Annotated in this window: 24 protein-coding genes; 3 read left to right on the top strand and 21 right to left on the bottom strand. The window is 39.6% G+C overall.

Annotation, left to right across the window (positions count from 1 at the left end):
• Nucleotides 1-82 precede the first annotated feature (82 nt).
• On the top strand, nt 83-298 hold the full coding sequence (locus ACJMLO_RS06590) for a hypothetical protein (protein WP_405295120.1): 216 nt from the start codon (nt 83-85) through the stop codon (nt 296-298).
• A 23-nt stretch (nt 299-321) separates the two neighbouring features.
• On the opposite strand, the gene ACJMLO_RS06595 is transcribed toward ACJMLO_RS06590, so the two are convergent.
• On the bottom strand, nt 322-1,782 hold the full coding sequence (locus ACJMLO_RS06595) for a sodium-dependent transporter (RefSeq protein ID WP_405295165.1): 1,461 nt from the start codon (nt 1,780-1,782) through the stop codon (nt 322-324).
• A 69-nt stretch (nt 1,783-1,851) separates the two neighbouring features.
• Here ACJMLO_RS06595 and ACJMLO_RS06600 point away from each other — a divergent pair, with 69 nt between their 5' ends.
• On the top strand, nt 1,852-2,205 hold the full coding sequence (locus tag ACJMLO_RS06600) for a hypothetical protein (RefSeq protein WP_405295122.1): 354 nt from the start codon (nt 1,852-1,854) through the stop codon (nt 2,203-2,205).
• 39 nt (nt 2,206-2,244) lie between these two features.
• On the opposite strand, the gene ACJMLO_RS06605 is transcribed toward ACJMLO_RS06600, so the two are convergent.
• The 4 genes from ACJMLO_RS06605 to ftsY form a co-directional block, all read right to left on the bottom strand.
• Complete coding sequence (locus ACJMLO_RS06605) at nt 2,245-3,762, bottom strand: hypothetical protein (protein ID WP_405295124.1); 1,518 nt, start codon at nt 3,760-3,762, stop codon at nt 2,245-2,247.
• A 1-nt stretch (nt 3,763) separates the two neighbouring features.
• Nucleotides 3,764-5,500, bottom strand: coding sequence for a putative glycoside hydrolase (locus ACJMLO_RS06610; RefSeq protein WP_405295126.1), 1,737 nt, complete (start codon nt 5,498-5,500; stop codon nt 3,764-3,766).
• Nucleotides 5,501-5,825: 325 nt separating this feature from the next.
• Nucleotides 5,826-6,890 (bottom strand): CapA family protein, encoded by a 1,065-nt coding sequence (locus ACJMLO_RS06615; RefSeq protein ID WP_405295128.1) that lies wholly within the window; start codon nt 6,888-6,890, stop codon nt 5,826-5,828.
• Complete coding sequence (ftsY, locus tag ACJMLO_RS06620; protein ID WP_405295130.1) at nt 6,880-8,229, bottom strand: signal recognition particle-docking protein FtsY; 1,350 nt, start codon at nt 8,227-8,229, stop codon at nt 6,880-6,882. Before ftsY ends, ACJMLO_RS06615 begins: the two co-directional genes overlap by 11 nt.
• A 585-nt stretch (nt 8,230-8,814) precedes the next feature.
• Between ftsY and ACJMLO_RS06625 the strand changes: the two genes are divergently transcribed.
• On the top strand, nt 8,815-9,108 hold the full coding sequence (locus tag ACJMLO_RS06625) for a hypothetical protein (protein ID WP_405295132.1): 294 nt from the start codon (nt 8,815-8,817) through the stop codon (nt 9,106-9,108).
• Between the two features lie 174 nt (nt 9,109-9,282).
• On the opposite strand, the gene ACJMLO_RS06630 is transcribed toward ACJMLO_RS06625, so the two are convergent.
• From ACJMLO_RS06630 to ACJMLO_RS06705, 16 genes are all read right to left on the bottom strand, one after another.
• Complete coding sequence (locus tag ACJMLO_RS06630) at nt 9,283-9,576, bottom strand: hypothetical protein (RefSeq protein WP_405295134.1); 294 nt, start codon at nt 9,574-9,576, stop codon at nt 9,283-9,285.
• Between the two features lie 34 nt (nt 9,577-9,610).
• Complete coding sequence (gene pfdA / locus ACJMLO_RS06635; protein WP_405295136.1) at nt 9,611-10,045, bottom strand: prefoldin subunit alpha; 435 nt, start codon at nt 10,043-10,045, stop codon at nt 9,611-9,613.
• Nucleotides 10,046-10,063: 18 nt separating this feature from the next.
• On the bottom strand, nt 10,064-10,288 hold the full coding sequence (rpl18a, locus tag ACJMLO_RS06640) for a 50S ribosomal protein L18Ae (protein ID WP_405295138.1): 225 nt from the start codon (nt 10,286-10,288) through the stop codon (nt 10,064-10,066).
• Nucleotides 10,289-10,312: 24 nt separating this feature from the next.
• Nucleotides 10,313-10,987, bottom strand: coding sequence for a translation initiation factor IF-6 (locus ACJMLO_RS06645; protein ID WP_405295140.1), 675 nt, complete (start codon nt 10,985-10,987; stop codon nt 10,313-10,315).
• Between the two features lie 30 nt (nt 10,988-11,017).
• Nucleotides 11,018-11,263: a 50S ribosomal protein L31e gene (locus tag ACJMLO_RS06650; RefSeq protein ID WP_405295142.1), complete on the bottom strand. Its 246-nt coding sequence runs from the start codon at nt 11,261-11,263 to the stop codon at nt 11,018-11,020.
• 15 nt (nt 11,264-11,278) lie between these two features.
• On the bottom strand, nt 11,279-11,434 hold the full coding sequence (locus tag ACJMLO_RS06655; protein ID WP_405295144.1) for a 50S ribosomal protein L39e: 156 nt from the start codon (nt 11,432-11,434) through the stop codon (nt 11,279-11,281).
• Between the two features lie 20 nt (nt 11,435-11,454).
• On the bottom strand, nt 11,455-12,039 hold the full coding sequence (locus ACJMLO_RS06660; protein ID WP_405295146.1) for a hypothetical protein: 585 nt from the start codon (nt 12,037-12,039) through the stop codon (nt 11,455-11,457).
• A gap of 5 nt (nt 12,040-12,044) precedes the next feature.
• On the bottom strand, nt 12,045-12,401 hold the full coding sequence (locus ACJMLO_RS06665) for a DNA-binding protein (protein ID WP_405295148.1): 357 nt from the start codon (nt 12,399-12,401) through the stop codon (nt 12,045-12,047).
• Nucleotides 12,402-12,422: 21 nt separating this feature from the next.
• Nucleotides 12,423-12,860, bottom strand: coding sequence for a 30S ribosomal protein S19e (locus ACJMLO_RS06670; protein ID WP_405295150.1), 438 nt, complete (start codon nt 12,858-12,860; stop codon nt 12,423-12,425).
• A gap of 94 nt (nt 12,861-12,954) precedes the next feature.
• Nucleotides 12,955-13,212 (bottom strand): YhbY family RNA-binding protein, encoded by a 258-nt coding sequence (locus tag ACJMLO_RS06675; RefSeq protein ID WP_405295152.1) that lies wholly within the window; start codon nt 13,210-13,212, stop codon nt 12,955-12,957.
• Entirely contained in the window at nt 13,181-13,546 is a 366-nt protein-coding gene (locus tag ACJMLO_RS06680; RefSeq protein ID WP_405295154.1) for a ribonuclease P protein component 4, read from the bottom strand. The genes ACJMLO_RS06675 and ACJMLO_RS06680 overlap by 32 nt, the downstream gene beginning before the upstream one ends.
• 191 nt (nt 13,547-13,737) lie before the next feature.
• Complete coding sequence (locus ACJMLO_RS06685) at nt 13,738-14,184, bottom strand: hypothetical protein (RefSeq protein WP_405295156.1); 447 nt, start codon at nt 14,182-14,184, stop codon at nt 13,738-13,740.
• A complete protein-coding gene (locus tag ACJMLO_RS06690; RefSeq protein ID WP_405295158.1) occupies nt 14,177-14,689 on the bottom strand; it encodes a Panacea domain-containing protein in 513 nt (170 codons plus the stop codon). The genes ACJMLO_RS06685 and ACJMLO_RS06690 overlap by 8 nt, the downstream gene beginning before the upstream one ends.
• 174 nt (nt 14,690-14,863) lie before the next feature.
• The gene (locus ACJMLO_RS06695; protein WP_405295160.1) at nt 14,864-15,046 is read right to left on the bottom strand and encodes a hypothetical protein; all 183 of its coding nucleotides are present in this window, start codon (nt 15,044-15,046) and stop codon (nt 14,864-14,866) included.
• A 388-nt stretch (nt 15,047-15,434) separates the two neighbouring features.
• Entirely contained in the window at nt 15,435-15,965 is a 531-nt protein-coding gene (locus tag ACJMLO_RS06700; RefSeq protein ID WP_405295162.1) for an adenylate kinase family protein, read from the bottom strand.
• The coding region (locus ACJMLO_RS06705) for an OBG GTPase family GTP-binding protein (RefSeq protein ID WP_405295164.1) at nt 15,962-16,921 on the bottom strand (960 nt) is incomplete at its 5' end. The genes ACJMLO_RS06700 and ACJMLO_RS06705, both read right to left, overlap by 4 nt.

The following is a 16,921-nucleotide window of genomic DNA, read 5'->3' on the forward strand; positions in this document are numbered from 1 at the left end:
AAATCTAAAAGTATTAAAATAATTAATGACAAAGTAATTTTAATTAAACATTAAGATGAAATAAATAAAAGAGATGATGGTAATGGATAGCAATTCCCTAAAATATGGTATTTTTTCATTTATTATACCCGGACTCGGACAGTATCTAAACAATGACAAACAGAAAGGGCTTGGACTCTTCGGTGCTGCAATCCTACTTCACATATTCATATGGTTTTTCATGAACAACCCTCTGGGGAGCGTACTTCAAACCGCATATCATCTGTACGCAGGATATGACGCCTACAAAAACTATTAAAAAAAGAATTTGGCAAATGAGATTTACTCATTTGCTGGTTTGATTTTAGTCAGGATTACTGCAAATACCATTACGCCCACAATTATCACCAAGTCGACAATCAGCTCAAAAGTCTTTGCAGATGAGAATAGATTGATTATTCCGACAATCCACATCACTATCAAAATGCAGGGAAGCAGATACTTGATTACTAATGACCAAATCCTGCCTACCTTGAATGTGGAATACTGGTTGAGTGCAGGAAGGAAATGGTCGACACCGTAAAACCATGCGAATATTATGCACTGAATTCCTATTAAAAGCAATATGCCGAATTCATTTACGAATGAATCAATTATTCCGACAAGGTAGCTGCTGATTCCGGATGTTAAAAGCAATGATAAAAGACATCCTACAATACACAGGACTGTGGAAGTCTTCTTTCTTGACCATCCAAGCTTATCCCCTGCAGTGCTCAGCATCGGCTCCAGGAAACCGAGGGCTGAAGTGACTCCCGCAAATAGTATCGCCAGAAACAGAAGCGGAGCCATGATTCTTCCAATAGGTCCCATGATGTTGAAAATCATCGGGAATACGATGAATACCAGTCCGGTTCCTTCGGTAATAAGCTGAACCATTGGAGTTCCTCCGGTAACTGACATGTAACCGAGAATTGAAAATACTCCAAATGCAGTACATATCTCAAAAAGGGAGTTTGATGCAACCACAATAAGAACGTTGTCGATGAGTTTGGAGTTTTCAGGAAGATAACTGGCATATATAAGCGCAATTGCCTGACCAATACTCAGGGAAAAGATTATCTGTGAAAATGCCGCAAGCCATATGTTGATGTCCGCCAGCTTCGTCCAGTCCGGAGTCAGAAGGGTTGCAATACCCACATTCGCTCCCGGAAGGGTCAAGGCATAGACAATGATTCCTCCCATTATAATAAAGAGTGCCGGAATTAGAATCTTTGAGACCTTACCGATACCCTTATCAACGTTTCTGTGGGAAATGAACCATAATACAATCCATAAAACAACGACTCCGATTGTTGTAGGAATCAGAAGAAAACTGGCATTGTCAAGGTTTGAGCTTCCACCCACATTCTGAACGAAGTATGACGCCGCATCGGTTCCCCAGCTGAAGGTGAAACTTGAAGCCAGATACACAAGATCCCAACTCAGGATAACCATATAATAAATCGTAACTATAAATACAAACAGAACCAAAATCCAAGCTACAATCTCGAATTTTGGATTGATACTCTTCATGATCTTTGAAAAGGATTCCTTGTATGAGAATCCGACACCATATTCCAATATTAGAAACGGGACCCCCATGATGGCTATTGCTATGAGATAGGGAATGAAAAATGAGCCCCCACCATTTGAATAAAGCACATAGCTGAACCGCCAGATATTTCCCAATCCGACAGCGGCACCTATCATGGCAAGAATAAATGAAAGTGATGAATCCCACTGGTTTCTTTCAGACATGCTAATAATTTTGTAAATCATTATATAATATCTTTTACATAACTAATTTCAATGAATGTTTTTGACAAATTTCTGATGGGAGAGACCGCCGGCATCAACTGGTGCTTTGAAAACCGCCACTTCATTGAAAGGCTTAATGAAAACGGAATATCACGTGAGTATGTCATAGACTGCCTCATGTGTGAAGAGCCTATAAGCTGGGAGCATGTCGAGGCCGACAAGTATGCTGCGGTATTTGAGGCTCCGCCGGGAAAGGACTATAAGGAGATACGCCTGATTATGGCCTGCAGCGGCAATTCCATTGACCTTGTAACCGTCATGCGAAACAATGAAACAACAACCAATCGCCAGAACCGGCAATACCAGTCCGAAAAGAAGAAAAATATTGAGAAAAAACGTCTGAAAGCTCTTTCCAAACGCAAATGGTGAATTTAAAATTAAAAAAATAGGATTTAAAAGATTGAACTTTTAAACCTTGTTGAAGTTGAAATTGCAGCTTATGCCTATTCTAAACAGGATCACTCCCAATGCGCCACCGCTTTTGGCTGCCTTTGCATCCTTTAGAAGTGAGCTTTGAGGCAGTTTCTTGACGTTGTTGTCAGAGTAGTATGACTGAAGTCCTGTCCAGATCTGCGCACCGTTTGACTGTCCGACAAATGTCTTGGTTACGGACTTGATCCATGATGTTGTCTGGTGGTAGTTTCCCTTATATACCATCGGTATCAGCACGTCCATGTATCTGCTCATTGTCGCCACGTCCTGACCGTAATAATAGTGCATCATCTTAGGCTCAGGCATCAGGGCTGCTGAAACTATGCAGTTTGGCCTTACTTTGTGAATAGCAAGGCTTGCCCTTTTGGAAAACCAGTTGACTGATTTGACTGCATTTGGATGTTTATGTGCGGTTCCACCGTATCTGACATAGTCAAAGTGAATTCCGTCCACCCCTTTGATTTTAGCATATTTTTTTGCCTGTAAAATCTTATTTAATAAGAATGAGTATCTGATTTTGCCGTGATCGTCAACAAGTGAAACCCATTTTCCGCCGTTATATGCAACCTGCATCCACATATGAACCCTGATTCCATGCTTATGGGCCTTTTTGATGAATGACTGAACTGCGGATTTTCCATAAGCTGACACTGCCTCCACATGAAGCAGAATATGCTTTGTCCCCTTGCTTGCAAGGCTTTTGAGGTTTACGCTTTTCATATGGACCGGCCATAGCCAATATCCGTTGCCCTTTGAAATCTTGGGTTTGACCGTGATTTTAAAGGTCTTGCTTGATGAAAGATATTGTGGAGTCTTTTCAAATGAACATTTGACTTTGTATTTTCCTTTTTTAAGGTTCAGATAAACCTTCGCATTTCCGTTCTTGTTTGTCTTAACGGTGTAGGTCTTTCCATTGACATTGATGTTGACCCACTGGTTTTCTACCGGATATCCCCCCCCGGTTGTGAGCTGAACATAGAACAGACATGAAGAGCCCTGCCTGTAGTTGATATGCATGTCTCCAAGATTTATATCAGTCCATTTTGCCTCCTCAACTGTTACTGAGGTAATTGCAGATGATGGCCATGTGTCATCATCACCGCTGAAGACGAATTTAACAGTGTATTCTCCCTTTGAAAGGTTTAGGACAACGCTGGCAATTCCATTAAGGTCTGTGACCTTATCATACTCCATTTCGCCAACGCTTATCTTGACTGGCTTTGAAGGCAATGGCTGACCGTTTGATGTGAGCTTTGCAGATAAGTTGGTTGGAAGTGACTCATAAGCTGTCACCTTATTGATAGTAATATGTGAAGTAACCTTCTCACTAAGAGGAGTAACTTCATCCACGCTTTGGCTTATGACCTCCTCATCGATGCTTTGGGAAATTGAGTCATCACAGCAAATGTCTGTTGCATTATCGCTAGCAGATACGCAAGAAAGCGTCATTACCGCAAGAGCAAAAACAAGCAACATAAAAATCTTATTTTTCATTTTAGACCTCCTTGAAGTTTATGTAGTTAAACAGTCCGAATCTGAATAGGATTATACCGTATGCTCCACCTGCAGCGGCAGCATTTGCATCGCCCTTAAGTTCCTTGGCAGGAATCTTATTGAGATTGGCATCTGACCTGTATGACTGAAGTCCTGTCCAGACCTTTGCTTTCTTGGATTGTTTTACAAGAGTATTTGTTACGGACTTAATCCAGGCAGTTCCCGCATGATAATTTCCCTTATAAACCATAGGAAGAAGCACATCAAGGTATTTGCTTATGGTTGGAATGTCCTGGCCGTAATAGTATTTGAGTGAAGAAGGCTCAGGCATTATGGCAGCTGAAGCTATAAGCTTTTTGTTTGTCTTGTGAACCACATGTGAAGCCTTTTTTACGAATGTACTTACCGCCTTTACCCCATTTGGTGACTTGTATGCATTTCCAGGGTATCTTACATAATCAAAGTGAACTCCTGCAATACCCTTGATTTTTGCGTATTTCTTGACTTCCTTGAGCTTTGAGTTGATTAGATTATAATTGATTTTGCCGTTTTTCACCGGATTTTGCCAGTTGTTGGAGCCGTAGAATACCTGCATCCACAGGTGAACCTTTATTCCATAGGACTTTGCAGTTTGTATCCATTTTTCAACTGCGCTTTTGCCGTGAAGCTCCAGTGCCTTGAAGTTTAGAAATACCTGATTGAATCCGTATTTCTTGAGCTTTGCAAAGTCAACGCTTTTCATGTCCCTTCCGAAAAGCCACATTCCGTTGTTGGTTGCATGTGTGGACTTTACCCTTATGGTGAACTTCTTGACAGCCTTGTTGTAGACGGAAGTCTTTGCAAATCCGACCTTAACCTTATATGAGCCAGTCCTGAGATTAATCTTGATTTTTGCAATTCCCTTTTCATTTGTCTTTTTGACGTATTTCTTGCCCTTAAGTTTGAAAATCACTTTTTTGGACTTTAATGGTTCGCCCCTTGCATCGACAAGCCTGACCTTGAAATATCCTGCCTTGCCGTCTCTGTAAACCTGTGAGTCATATTTCTTGAATGTTGTGGGCATTCCCTTTTTGACCTTTATCTTGACTGAACCTGAAGTCGCGTTGATATTCTTTTCTCCAGCATAGTAGTAGTCAAGAATGTAGGTTCCAACCTCTTCTGTAATGTTTAGTGCCGCCTTTCCATTTTCGTCTGTTTTTGATGAGTATTTTTTGCCGTTCAGTGTGAAGATGACTTCACGATTTGAAAGAGGAATGTCGCCTACAGTCAGGGTGACCTCATAGGTGTTTACAACCCCCACATATGCAACATATGAATCGGCCTTAATCTGTGAGGCAGAAGTGGAAATGACCAGTATGTCGGTTGAATTCCTGCAGGTCGCATATCCGCTTTCTGAAAACAGGTAGTTGACACTGTATTTGCCAGGTGTCACATTGACTTTGAGTTTTGCAACACCATTGCCGTCGGTTGTTGAGTTTGTTAAAACATCACTGAGGTTGAACTGCACTGATTTTCCGGAAAGGGGTTTTGAATCTGAATCAGTCAACCTTACAGTGAAATCCTCACCATTTAAGACGGCAGTGTCATTGCTTTTAATGTTAGTTTCTATTTGCGCCTTATCTCCCATGGCGCTTTGGGATGACTCAGCCAACAAATCCCCCTCAAGCGGAGAATCGTTTGAGTCGGCATCAGTAGTAATTACATCGGTTTGGTTTGCCGCACTCACCGCACCTGCCATCAAAAACAGGAAAAGCGCAACCGCCAAAACCAATGCTTTGTTTTTTATCGTAATTTTTTCACCTTTAAAAATTTTTTAAATAAATGTATATCTAAAAACATATATAAATGTTTTTAATAAGAAACTGGCCTTAAAACAAGTTAATTTAACCATCACAGATTAAAAAAGTATGGAAATAACCTTTTTAATAATCATTATTTTAAAATGAGCTATAAAAAGCTTAAATCTATAGAATTTTAATTAGATTAATGGCGACTTTTCAGGAGTATGGATATTGATTTTAAAGGCAGTTTATAAAAAAATAAAAAGTAATTAACTGATAAAATTAACTATCAGTTAAATTAAAGCTTAATTTACCTGTTCCATTGTCTGTTATTTCTAATTGACTGCATTGAGGGGATAAACCGCTTAAAAGTGATTTGCCCTCATCGGCATCCATATGCTCAGGCAGGTAATTTGAAATGTGAACAGGATAGACAGTGCATGTTCCGGTGTCGTTTACAAGGTCTATCTTGACGAAGTATGCTGTGAGCGTATCATCACGTGCCAGGTCGAATATGAAGTCTCCCAATGAGTAGAAGATTGGTTTACCCTTATACATCTCTATTCCCTGTGTGACGTGAGGGTGAGCACCCAGAACAACATCCGCCCCATAATCGATCAGTTCGTGAGCCATCCTGATTTGGTCCTCATTTGGAGAGGTGGAATACTCGTTTCCAAAGTGCATGTAGGCAACTATCATGTCTGAATCGTTGTTTGCTTCAATCTGTTTTTTGGCATCGGCGGAATCATATGCGGAATATCCCGGTGTGCTGCCGTTTGCAATAGGCATTACCTCCTGAGAGTATTCGGCAAAGTTTTCAGAATCCATATAGTTGAGGATGGTAATCTTTCTTCCGTTGATTTCCTTGACAACACATGCGTGAGCCTCATCTTCGGAGTTGCCCGCACCGATTGGAGTGATGCCGGCACTCTTGAGATAAGAAACTGTATCATTCATTCCGGCATTTCCATAATCGAAAACGTGATTATTTGCAATGGCCGCAACGGTGTTATTGTTTGCCTTTGCAAGGGGAACATATGACGGATTGCACTTAAGCGGCACGTCTCCCTTGACTGCATCCTCCGAGTTTGTTGCGGCATTTTCGAAGTTAATCAAAAGCAAATCAACGGCCGAAGTGACGTCGCTGACGCCTGCAAAAGGTGAGGAATCCATGCTTAGAACCCCTTCCATGTTACGTGCAAACATTACGTCTCCTGTAACTGCCATGGAAAAGTCTTCCTTCGGATCTATATTGACAATTGAACTTGAAGGATTGAATATTGTGAACCATACGGCAATTATCACAAGGATTACCAGAACGATTGAGAGGACGTTTTTAAGTTTCATCAACCGCCTCCTCATCCTGTGAGAATAACTGGTCAAGCATCCAGTCGGCGTCATATTCCATGATGTCGTCATATCCCTGGCCCACTCCTAAAAACAGGATAGGCTTCTTGATGACATAACCGATTGAAAGTGATGCTCCGCCTTTGCTGTCCGCATCGGCTTTTGTAAGGATTACACCATCTATGTCGATGGCTTCGTTGAATTTTCGTGCCTGTTCGGTTGCGTCGTTACCTGTTATTGCGTCCCCGACGAAAATCACCAAATCAGGCTTTGAAACCCTTTTGATCTTTTTCATTTCATCCATAAGGTTTGTGTTGGTCTGCATTCTTCCTGCAGTATCGATTAAAACCAGTTCCTTGCCCTGTGCCCTGGCGTGCTCGACTGCATCAAATGCCACAGCTGCAGGATCAGAGCCTTTCTTGTGCTTGATGATTTTAACACCGACATTGTCTGCATGGTAGGTGACCTGCTCGATTGCACCTGCCCTGAATGTATCTGATGCTGCAATGACCGGAGTGTATCCTTTTTTGAGGTAGTAGTTGGCAAGCTTTCCGATGGTTGTGGTTTTTCCTGTACCGTTGATTCCGACAAACATCACGACCAGAGGTTCTCCCTTAGCTGCCTTCTCTTCAAGCATTTCAGTCATTGAAGGACCCGGAATATCAATGATTTCTGCAACCGCATCCTTAAGGGCGTAGAATGTGTATTCAGTGATGTCGTTACTTCTCTTGATTTTTTTGCCGACAAGATTTTCCTTTACGTTTTCAACGACTTCGGTTGCAACTTCCATTGCAACATCACCCTGTAGAAGTTCCATTTCAAGCTCGAAGAGAATGTCCTCAACGTGCTTTTCCTGAATTGTCTTTTCACGGACGAAAGAAAACATTCCGCCTGTGGCCTCCCCGTCAGCGGATTCGGCCTTAGTGCGGTTCCAGAAGCGGGACTTTTTCTCTTCTTCAACTTCTTCCTTATCTTCTTCTTTATCTTTGTTTCTGCTCCAGAAGCGGGACTTCTTCTCCTCTTTTTCAGGCTCTTCCTCAACTTCCTCTTCAGGAGCTTCCTCCTCGGCTTCCTCTTCTACATCTTCATCATCATCGTCTTTGCTGCGACTCCAGAAACGGGATTTTTTCTCCTTTTCGCTTTCTTCCTCTTCAGCTTCAGGAAGGAGATTTTCTTCCTCTTCCTCTTCTTTTTCTTCCTTTTTACGTCCAAAAGAGAAAAATGAGAATCTTCCACCGGTTTCCTCTTCGATATTATCTTCATTTTTTGCTTCTTCAACAAGTTCCTCTTCCAGTTTTTCACTTGTTCTTGAAAATTTCTTTTTTAGAGAATCAAACAAAATTAACCCAACCTGTTTAATTTTTATAAAATTAGTTTATACTATGTAATTACATATAAATAAGATTTTAGAAAATGGGGACATCACGAAAAAGAAATGAAAAAATATTGAAAATCCCCAGTTCTTACTTTGGTCAAATGCATACTTAGATTTTTGAATATTTTTTTTAAAAATCATTAATATTATGTTCACGTATATCAAAAAATGTAATACTAACTTATATATAAATGAAGATAAAGTATATTTATCGAGAAATCAACATTTGCTCGATTGAAAGAGGATTTGAATTGAACTTTAAAGTATTAACTAAAATTTTTTTGCTGCTATTGCTTTTGACGATATTCGTCGGCATCGTTACTGCCGCAGACAGTGATGTTGTCCTAATTCCGTTGTATCGAAAAACAAAAAAACAGTGCTTTTAAAATAAAAGTCAAAGACAAATATAGACGTATGCCTCTAAATAACGTTAAATTAAAAGTCAAAATCGAAACGGGATATTAAGCAAAAAAATTTAAAGTCAAAACAAATTCCTACGGCATTGCAAAGGTCAATGCCAAAAGGTTAAAGACCGGAACACACAAGGTCGTGATTACCTCAGCAGACAATAAATACAACATATTCAAATCCAAAAAACTCACAGTTACCGCTGCAGATAAAAACGACCCATCAAAAAATTCCAAATTCATCAGAGGAAAACAATACCAGACAACTCTTGAAGGGACCGGCAATAAGGTATTGAAAACCAATGATGTAATAGGATTGAACGTAAGATATGATGACGACGATAAGGAATACAGAATCGTCTTTAAAAAGAACAACAAAAACACAAAAATAACAAAGGCGACATTCTATTTCAAAAACAAATCGGGTCGAGTTTGACGACGGCAGGTGAAAATTGCCTGAAGAGGACTGCTCTTATGCATTCACCCTGCAAAAAGTCATAGTGTCTTATGTGTCCGTCTGATTAAGGGAAACTCATTTTTCCCTATTTTTATTTTTTAACGCTTGACAAACTATTACCAATTTTTAAAAAAAAAAGAAAAGCAGATATAGTTAATTCCTATATCTGACCAATACCAAACATACAATTACAACCACTAATGCTAAAAAGGGATTACCAGTTGCCTTATCGTAAGTGTTGACGGTGGTCTTGCCGCCATCCTGTGTATTGTTAGTGTCATTTGAACTGGAATCGCTTTCGTTTGCAGTGTTGAGTGGTTGACTTGCCCCTTCACCTGCGCTTGCGGTGAATGTTTCATTATACTCATCGAATGATGAAACAAAACCCACTGACAGAACCAGAAGGAACAGAGCTATCGCTAATTTTGAAAGTAACTTTCCATTCATGATTTCACTTTTAAAAAAAATAAAAGAAGATAATCTAACCCATCTGGGTCATATTACCTTGAGCTGCAGCCGCAATCTGCTCGGCCTGAGCCTGAAGATTTCCAACAATGTCGGTGGTCTGCTGCAGGTTAGCAAGCATCTTGTCCAAACTGTCTTTCAAATCCTCTTTCTGACCGTTCAAGATTTCGCGAGCGCCGTCAGCATCTTTTTTGACTGCAATTCCTGCACCGATACTTACAATGATTTCATCTGTGCTTTTGAGTTCCCCTTTAACAAAGGAACCTGCACCGACAGGCACAAAAGCCTCAACTGAGTCCCTGCCTTCGATTTCCTCTAATGTAGCGAACAGTGCATCAACTTCAGCGATTGAAGCCTGAATCAATTCAATCTGCTGTTGAATCAATTCAGCCTGCTGTCTGTATACATTGATTTCATTAACAAGACTGTTTAATCTTTGCTGGTCTTCCATGTTAATCCCTCAATGCGCCTATAAAATTTCTTTTACGATTGGGTCTACGACATCTTCAGGAGCGATTTCCTCGATTGAATCGATTGAAATCTGGTTCCTGTTGATACCATGTTTACTTCCGAACCTTTCATAGATTTTTTCCTCTATGTCGCTTTCGCAGGTTGCTTTGTATTCTTTGGTAAAGTCATGGTATTCGTCACCCATTACAAAAGTACCTTTAACTCTGTAAATTTTTGTTATCATATAAAATCCCTCATGATCAATTAATTAAAAATCATCATCCAAAAAGCCTAACGCTTCTTCAACTCTAGCCATCTCAGGACCTGTACTGTCTTTGTCGACTATTGCTCCTGTGGAATTTGCAAGGATGCATGCGCCGACCAAAGGAATTCCTCTTCCAACAGTACCGATATCTCCCTCAACACCAAATACTTCACGAGCAAAGTTAACTTCTGAGGCAAGGGCGTTCTTGCTCATCAAAAACCCTTTGTTTGTGACCTTGATTAGAGACCCGATAATGTCGCTTCCGACAATATGGGATGTCTTTACGTCAACGTCAAGGGTTTCCTCAAGCACTTCAATTGCTTCAGGGCTTAAAAACGGAGAGGCGATTGCGCCTTTGTCGTTTGCCGCCACGATATTTCCGACGGCGGTGTACTGGCCCGGAATGCATGCAACGTTTAAGCCTATGTCCTCAAACTGCTTAACTTCCCTATCCAAAACATGTGGGGAAACAACAATACCATTTGAATTAGCTACAGCTAAAGATCCAATAAGGCTGGATCCGGAAATAGAAGACTTTACAACTTCAACTTCCAATGTTTCCTTAATGATTTCTGCCTTTTCATCCAAAAGGTTATAAGGAACAATGGCCACGTTGTCGGTTGCAAGCACGAATACTCCTACATTCGGATTTCCTACAATGTCAATTCTTTTCAACATATTGTTACCTCACATCTTATAATATTGTGTCTATTCTGCTAAAGTAGCTTTTACAACACCATCATCATCTTTAACTGCTTTTACAGTGATTTTAGAAGGTATTTTTTGAATACCTCTTTCCCAAATAGCATGATTGATAGATTCGTCAATTTTAACATCACTAGCTTTCATGTGTTTGGTTAAGAAATTTTTAATCTCCCTGATAGCTCTAGGAGCTCTGATAGTCCTTTTGACTTCTTTTACATTTCTAAGCGGAATTGTGTAAACTCTTTCCATTTTAACCCCTCAATTTTATACTTTAAGACTGTTTCTTCTCCAATGTCTAGGTTTAGGTCTGTATCTAAGTTTACGGTTAGTTTTAGCATAAGCCCAGATTGGAATTCTCCTGTTTTGTTTGTTTGCTTTTGCCATTCTTAATTTTTTAGCTAATGGTTTATTTCTACTCATTTTCTCACCTGTAATAATAATTATTTTTTATATCCGATAACGCGAGTTTGATAATGTTCTGGGAATATCTCCAGAGAATTTCCACCCATCTCATCAATCATTGTCCTGATTTCAACTTCGAAATCCGAACTGTTGTCCCTGTTTGACCTTTCCTTTGAAATTTCAAAGAGATTTTGTGTAATAAGCTTCACTGACCTGTGACCGAAACTGTCCAGGTTAATGTATTGCACATCAAATCTGTCTTCAAGGCTCCTTATCTGATTGACATTCAGTTTTGGGGTTCTGTCATCTCTTCTTGTCCCGTCTGCAATAATATCATGATTTTCAGCAAGCTTTTCTACTGTTTTTTCGTGAATGAACTTGATTCCGTCGTTTGGAAACCCGTCCTCGAGGATTTTCTCACATGTCTTTTTGAGGATGTCCGTATCCATCTTCAGGACGTTGTGCTTGAATCCAAGAGCTTCAGCGGACTTTCCTGCCGGAACGTATGAATCATAGACCCCGAAGTTTGCGGTATACAATTCAACATCAAGACCCAGCCTTTCAAGCATGACAGCCACGAAAGATGAGTCCTTGCCACCACTATATAAAACAGCCGCTTTCATCGATACTATTTCCTTGTAATTTTAATTTCTCTTTTCTGACCTGCAATCTGTCTTAAAAGGACTTTAAGTTGCTCGTCAGTTACCTTTCCTCTTAGGCTTCCGGCCTGTGCGGACTGAATCAGCTGAAGTTCGATCTGATTAACCATTTCCGGTTTGGTCAGCTTGAGATTAGCCAATCTCTGGCGAGCTTCAGGAGTCATGATCTGGCCTAAGATCTGTTTTTTCTGAGCTTCGAATTGTGCCTGAGCCTCTTGCTGTTGAGCCTGTGCCATTGCCTGCTGTTGGGCCTGATTTTGCGCAGCAGCCTGTTGAGCCTGCAGTTCAGCCATTCTTTTTTGACGAATTTCATCTAAATCGCTCATATCAAACTCTCCAAATCATAATTAATATTTTTCAAGTTCAGGAATGTCTTTAATTATTTCTCCAGAAATTTTATCTAAAAAGGATCTTCCTTGAGGAGTAACAACTCTTCCGCCTTCGACTTTCTCTACATATCCTGCGTCTTCAAGTTGGTGAAGTGCGTTTCTGATGATGGAACCGCTGCCTTTTCTGAATACTTCAGGTCTTACGCCACGGTCTTTTTTACCACCGTAGAAAGTTCTTAAACTTGAAACACCAACAGGTCCGTCAATGTAAACTCTTCTGATAATTGAAGCGGTTCTTACAAACCACCAGTCAGCATTTTCCGGTTTTCTTTCCTTGTGAACACCGGTTCTGACAAAATTGGACCATGCAGGAGATTCTATCTTATCGTTTGCTTTTAATTCTTCTGCGACTTTTTCAATTAATAAATCTGCAGGTACATCAAATACAGTAGTCATATTAATTCTCCAATATTTATTTATTATTGTAGCTTAATCCACTGTAAATTTAAGACCTAAAAAAATAGGGCCTGTAACTCTAAATTTATAATGTTTAAGGCTTTTTCTTATAGATTACAGCAACGTGTCCTCTGACGTCAACGAGCTTTGCCCTTGTCTTTGTGACTATTTCGTCGATGTAATCGTCTTTATCGCGAGCGATATTTTTTGCAAATTTAAGTTTAACAATTTCATTGGCCTTGAGCTGGCGTTTGATTTCTTCAATGACATTGTCGTTAACGCCTGATTTGCCAATGTTAATTGTCATCGCATTAAGAGCTCTATTCATCAATTCTTTCTTGTTCTGAATCATATTTAGCTCTCCTTTTTAACTTCTTTTCCCTTCGGTAGGGAATCTTCATTGCATGACCACACTCACCACAAAAAATGTTAACCTCTGCGTCAACTAGCCGGACGGTGCAGTTGCGGCCAGGCTTGAGAAAGGATTTACAACTCTTGCAATACCTTCTTCGCCATTTTTCGGGGATTTGGGTATTGTATTTGGTGGACAACTTCAGCGCCATTTCCACATAGCGATCGGACCTTTCGGGATGGGTGATGAATTCCATCTCGGCCCGATTAAAAAGAATGTTCATTCTTTCAATCGCAATTTCAATCATCCACTTTGGTCGTTTTCCTCTACTCAAAAATATCCTCCCTTAAAATGTAGGATATAATATTCAAAATTGAATTAAAATGATTTGCGCAAATTAAAACAAAAACCATAGTTAAGATAACCTTAGGTTAATATGAATATTAAGAATAATTATGTTTATTGGTGTTTATAAAGGTTGTGTATTTTTTGGGATTTTTGAGTGGAAAAGTAAAATGTTGAAATTTATGATTGGGAATTCAAATATTTCTCTTCATCTTCATATAATTCCGTGGCAATCTCGATTTTTTTAACGAATAAGTGGTTGATGCGATTTTTGTCTGGTGTCTCTTTCTTATTCTTGTTGAACATTTCAACAAAAATGAATTTACTTTCTTCATGGTCAAACAAGAAGGTTATTCTGAATCCTGACCTTGATCCTTTGTTAATCCCTTTACAACGAAATTTTTTAATGATAAAAGCAGGAACAATTACATTGTTTTCCAATCCAGAGATATGCATACAAACATGAGGTGCGAATTTATCTTCCTCATTCAAATGCTGAATTAAAATATCATACAATAGTTTGAAATCATCTCTTAATGTTGGGCAATGATGTTTGGTGAGAATCTTGTTGAATTCCTTTTTGAACTTAGAGTGATATTCAAATGTATACCCTTTATATTCAGTCATCATAATCCCTCACTGAATATTCCGGGTCCCTGTAAAATACTGATTCATAATTTAATGCTTCATCATCTTTAGCTAATCTCCATGGAATATCTCCATGGGAGTATTTGCTTACTTCACCGGAATACAAATGAGCGATTCTATTAATTGTATCATCAATCACCTGCAGTTCTCTAGAGGATAATGAATTGATATCAGGTTCACTTAGTGATGAATATTTAAATTTTTTATAATTAATTACAATTTCGGAAGTTTCATCAATTTTACCTTCACTAACCAAATCAGCAATGGCATCATGAAAATGTGACGGTACGGGTCCCCTTCTTTTTCTGAAGTAGGTTTCACCACTAATCGGTTCTTCATATTTTTCATAGTTATCGAAATCGGAAAAATACAACAGTTTATATAATAAAACCCGACCAAAATTATCTTTTGATTGACATCTTTCTATAATATAATGCAGCATTGCCTTGAATTTTTCAGGATTGTAAATTATGTCTTCATTCATTAAAACACCTCCAAAAAATTAATCTGCAAACTAATCTGGTTTTAATTAGCATTTTAGAAATATATTTTTGAATGGATTTCAAAAATAAAATACTAATCAACTATATATGATTATTTTACATATTATTTAAATAGTTTTCTCAACTGAAAAGTCAACAATAATAGGTTATAGTTCTCATATCCACCAAAACAGCAATATTGGTGCCCCATCATCTGAAAATGGTTTAATTTTTTTCAGAAAAATCATTGCAGGATTTAATCTTACCCTTAACATATTATCACTTCTTAATCCTTGTTTAACGTATTCAACAATCAAATCTGAATAATCAGATTCGATTTTCAAAGCCTGCCTTTTCAAATCTTCAAGCAGCTCCTCACCAATATCAAAACTTATCCTTGAGATGCTGACACCACCAATGCATTATTAAGTTTTAATATATGCGGCATAATATAAAGACTTAATGGCCGCAAACTCGACTGACATCAGTATATATAATTAAGCCGGCATCCAATATATATCTTTTTGAAGTGTGAAAAATCACAGATGCACATTTGTGATATCATGGATGATAAGAAAGATATTGCTCCAATAAGATAAAATTAAAGTCATTTTAAAGAATTGTCATGACTTCATTATGGGACTTTTGAAGGTAAAAATCAGATTATAACCTACCCATATGCTGAAAATCAACAAATCGGAGTTATTTTTGATTAAAAATATGCGGTTAAGATTAAAAATCATAAAACTAGGGATTCAAAAGCAGCCAATCCATATAATCCACACTGCCGACAGGATAATCGCCGCCATTTTCTATGATATCGCCTATCAAATCGGCGGCCTCATCAACTGTAAGCTCACTTACATCAACCTCATATGTATCGTCAGGATATTTTTCAGCACTTTCAAATGCGCACACTCCAAGTGCCTCGGCTTCAAGGTTTTCACGGATTTTGGACTCTGAATAGTTCCTGGCCTCAAGCCTTGCCCTTAAAATCTCCGGGCGAACCCTCAAAACGATCACCTTATCGGCACCGTCAAGCAGATGTGTGACGTGGCCTTCAAAAATCAGAAGTTCATCGCTGTTTTTAATCATACCATCTACATACAGCGACAACTTTTCAATGTCGATGATGTCATAACCCTTATTCTCATCGACACCCATGATGAAACCATGACTTCTTGCAAGGTCATTGATTTTAATCACACGTCCATTCAATCTGGTGGCAACTGTTGTCTTGCCGGTGCACGGGGTGCCGGTAATGAAAACGGAAGTCATTTTTTCAAAATCACCCTCAGGACATCCTCGTCGTCAAGGACATGGTCCGGACCTACCTTCTGGCCTGGAAACTTGACTGATGTTCCCCACACTTTTGCGTGTCTGAAGTTCTTGACGAATTCCCTGTGAAGCTTTCCGCAGGCATCGATTACTGTGGAGCCCTTCTTTATGACCAGCGGGTCTTCCATGTCCGCCTTTCTTCCCTGAGGCTTGAGGTAAACCCTTACAAGATCAAGATTGTCGAATATTATGTCCTTAAGCTCGTCGATGTTTGTGTTCTTGTCTGCTGAAATCGGAATGAATTCGGGAATGTAGTTTTTAAGCTCCTCCACATAGGCGTCATCCACAAGGTCTACCTTGTTTAAAAGAATTATCATCGGAACGTATGACTTGTTGCGGTCTAAAACATCGATGAACTGGTCCATGGTGACGTCGTCTCTGAAAAGCACGTCTGCGTTGATGTAGCCGTATTCGTTGAGAATTGACCTGATTGTCTTTTCATCCAGGTGGGTGAGCTTGCAGGTTGAGGATACCTTAACACCGCCCAGCTTCTTTCTTTTGACGGTGACGTCAGGCGGATGCTCGTTGGGCCTGATTCCAATGGCTCTCAGTTCCTTTTCGATTACCTTGAGGTGCTGGGGGTTGAAGGTGTCCAATACAACAAGAATCAAATCTGCGGTTCTTGCAACCGAGAGGATTTCCTTACCTCTTCCCTTACCGCTGCTTGCCCCTGTGATGATTCCCGGAATGTCGAAAACCTGTATCTTGGCGTTCTTGTGCTCCATTACGCCGGGAACGATGTCAAGGGTGGTGAACTGATAGGCGCCGACCTTACTTTCAGCATTGGTGATGTTGTTTAGAAGGGGTGACTTTCCGACTGACGGAAAACCCACCAAAACAACTGTAGCGTCACCTGACTTTTTGACGTGGAATCCCTGTCCCTTTGATCCGCCGCT

The sequence above is a fragment of the Methanobrevibacter sp. genome (genome assembly GCF_045120835.1).
GTDB lineage: Archaea > Methanobacteriota > Methanobacteria > Methanobacteriales > Methanobacteriaceae > Methanocatella.

What these genes read in the sequence shown, in the direction of transcription:
- ACJMLO_RS06590 (WP_405295120.1), top strand. Translation starts at nt 83, where the DNA reads ATGGATAGCAATTCCCTAAAATATGGTATTTTTTCATTTATTATACCC.
- ACJMLO_RS06600 (WP_405295122.1), top strand. Translation starts at nt 1,852, where the DNA reads ATGGGAGAGACCGCCGGCATCAACTGGTGCTTTGAAAACCGCCACTTC.
- ACJMLO_RS06605 (WP_405295124.1), bottom strand. Translation starts at nt 3,762, where the DNA reads ATGAAAAATAAGATTTTTATGTTGCTTGTTTTTGCTCTTGCGGTAATG.
- ACJMLO_RS06610 (WP_405295126.1), bottom strand. Translation starts at nt 5,500, where the DNA reads ATGGCAGGTGCGGTGAGTGCGGCAAACCAAACCGATGTAATTACTACT.
- ACJMLO_RS06615 (WP_405295128.1), bottom strand. Translation starts at nt 6,890, where the DNA reads ATGAAACTTAAAAACGTCCTCTCAATCGTTCTGGTAATCCTTGTGATA.
- ACJMLO_RS06630 (WP_405295134.1), bottom strand. Translation starts at nt 9,576, where the DNA reads ATGAATGGAAAGTTACTTTCAAAATTAGCGATAGCTCTGTTCCTTCTG.
- pfdA (WP_405295136.1), bottom strand. Translation starts at nt 10,045, where the DNA reads ATGGAAGACCAGCAAAGATTAAACAGTCTTGTTAATGAAATCAATGTA.
- rpl18a (WP_405295138.1), bottom strand. Translation starts at nt 10,288, where the DNA reads ATGATAACAAAAATTTACAGAGTTAAAGGTACTTTTGTAATGGGTGAC.
- ACJMLO_RS06645 (WP_405295140.1), bottom strand. Translation starts at nt 10,987, where the DNA reads ATGTTGAAAAGAATTGACATTGTAGGAAATCCGAATGTAGGAGTATTC.
- ACJMLO_RS06650 (WP_405295142.1), bottom strand. Translation starts at nt 11,263, where the DNA reads ATGGAAAGAGTTTACACAATTCCGCTTAGAAATGTAAAAGAAGTCAAA.
- ACJMLO_RS06655 (WP_405295144.1), bottom strand. Translation starts at nt 11,434, where the DNA reads ATGAGTAGAAATAAACCATTAGCTAAAAAATTAAGAATGGCAAAAGCA.
- ACJMLO_RS06660 (WP_405295146.1), bottom strand. Translation starts at nt 12,039, where the DNA reads ATGAAAGCGGCTGTTTTATATAGTGGTGGCAAGGACTCATCTTTCGTG.
- ACJMLO_RS06665 (WP_405295148.1), bottom strand. Translation starts at nt 12,401, where the DNA reads ATGAGCGATTTAGATGAAATTCGTCAAAAAAGAATGGCTGAACTGCAG.
- ACJMLO_RS06670 (WP_405295150.1), bottom strand. Translation starts at nt 12,860, where the DNA reads ATGACTACTGTATTTGATGTACCTGCAGATTTATTAATTGAAAAAGTC.
- ACJMLO_RS06675 (WP_405295152.1), bottom strand. Translation starts at nt 13,212, where the DNA reads ATGATTCAGAACAAGAAAGAATTGATGAATAGAGCTCTTAATGCGATG.
- ACJMLO_RS06685 (WP_405295156.1), bottom strand. Translation starts at nt 14,184, where the DNA reads ATGACTGAATATAAAGGGTATACATTTGAATATCACTCTAAGTTCAAA.
- ACJMLO_RS06690 (WP_405295158.1), bottom strand. Translation starts at nt 14,689, where the DNA reads ATGAATGAAGACATAATTTACAATCCTGAAAAATTCAAGGCAATGCTG.
- ACJMLO_RS06700 (WP_405295162.1), bottom strand. Translation starts at nt 15,965, where the DNA reads ATGACTTCCGTTTTCATTACCGGCACCCCGTGCACCGGCAAGACAACA.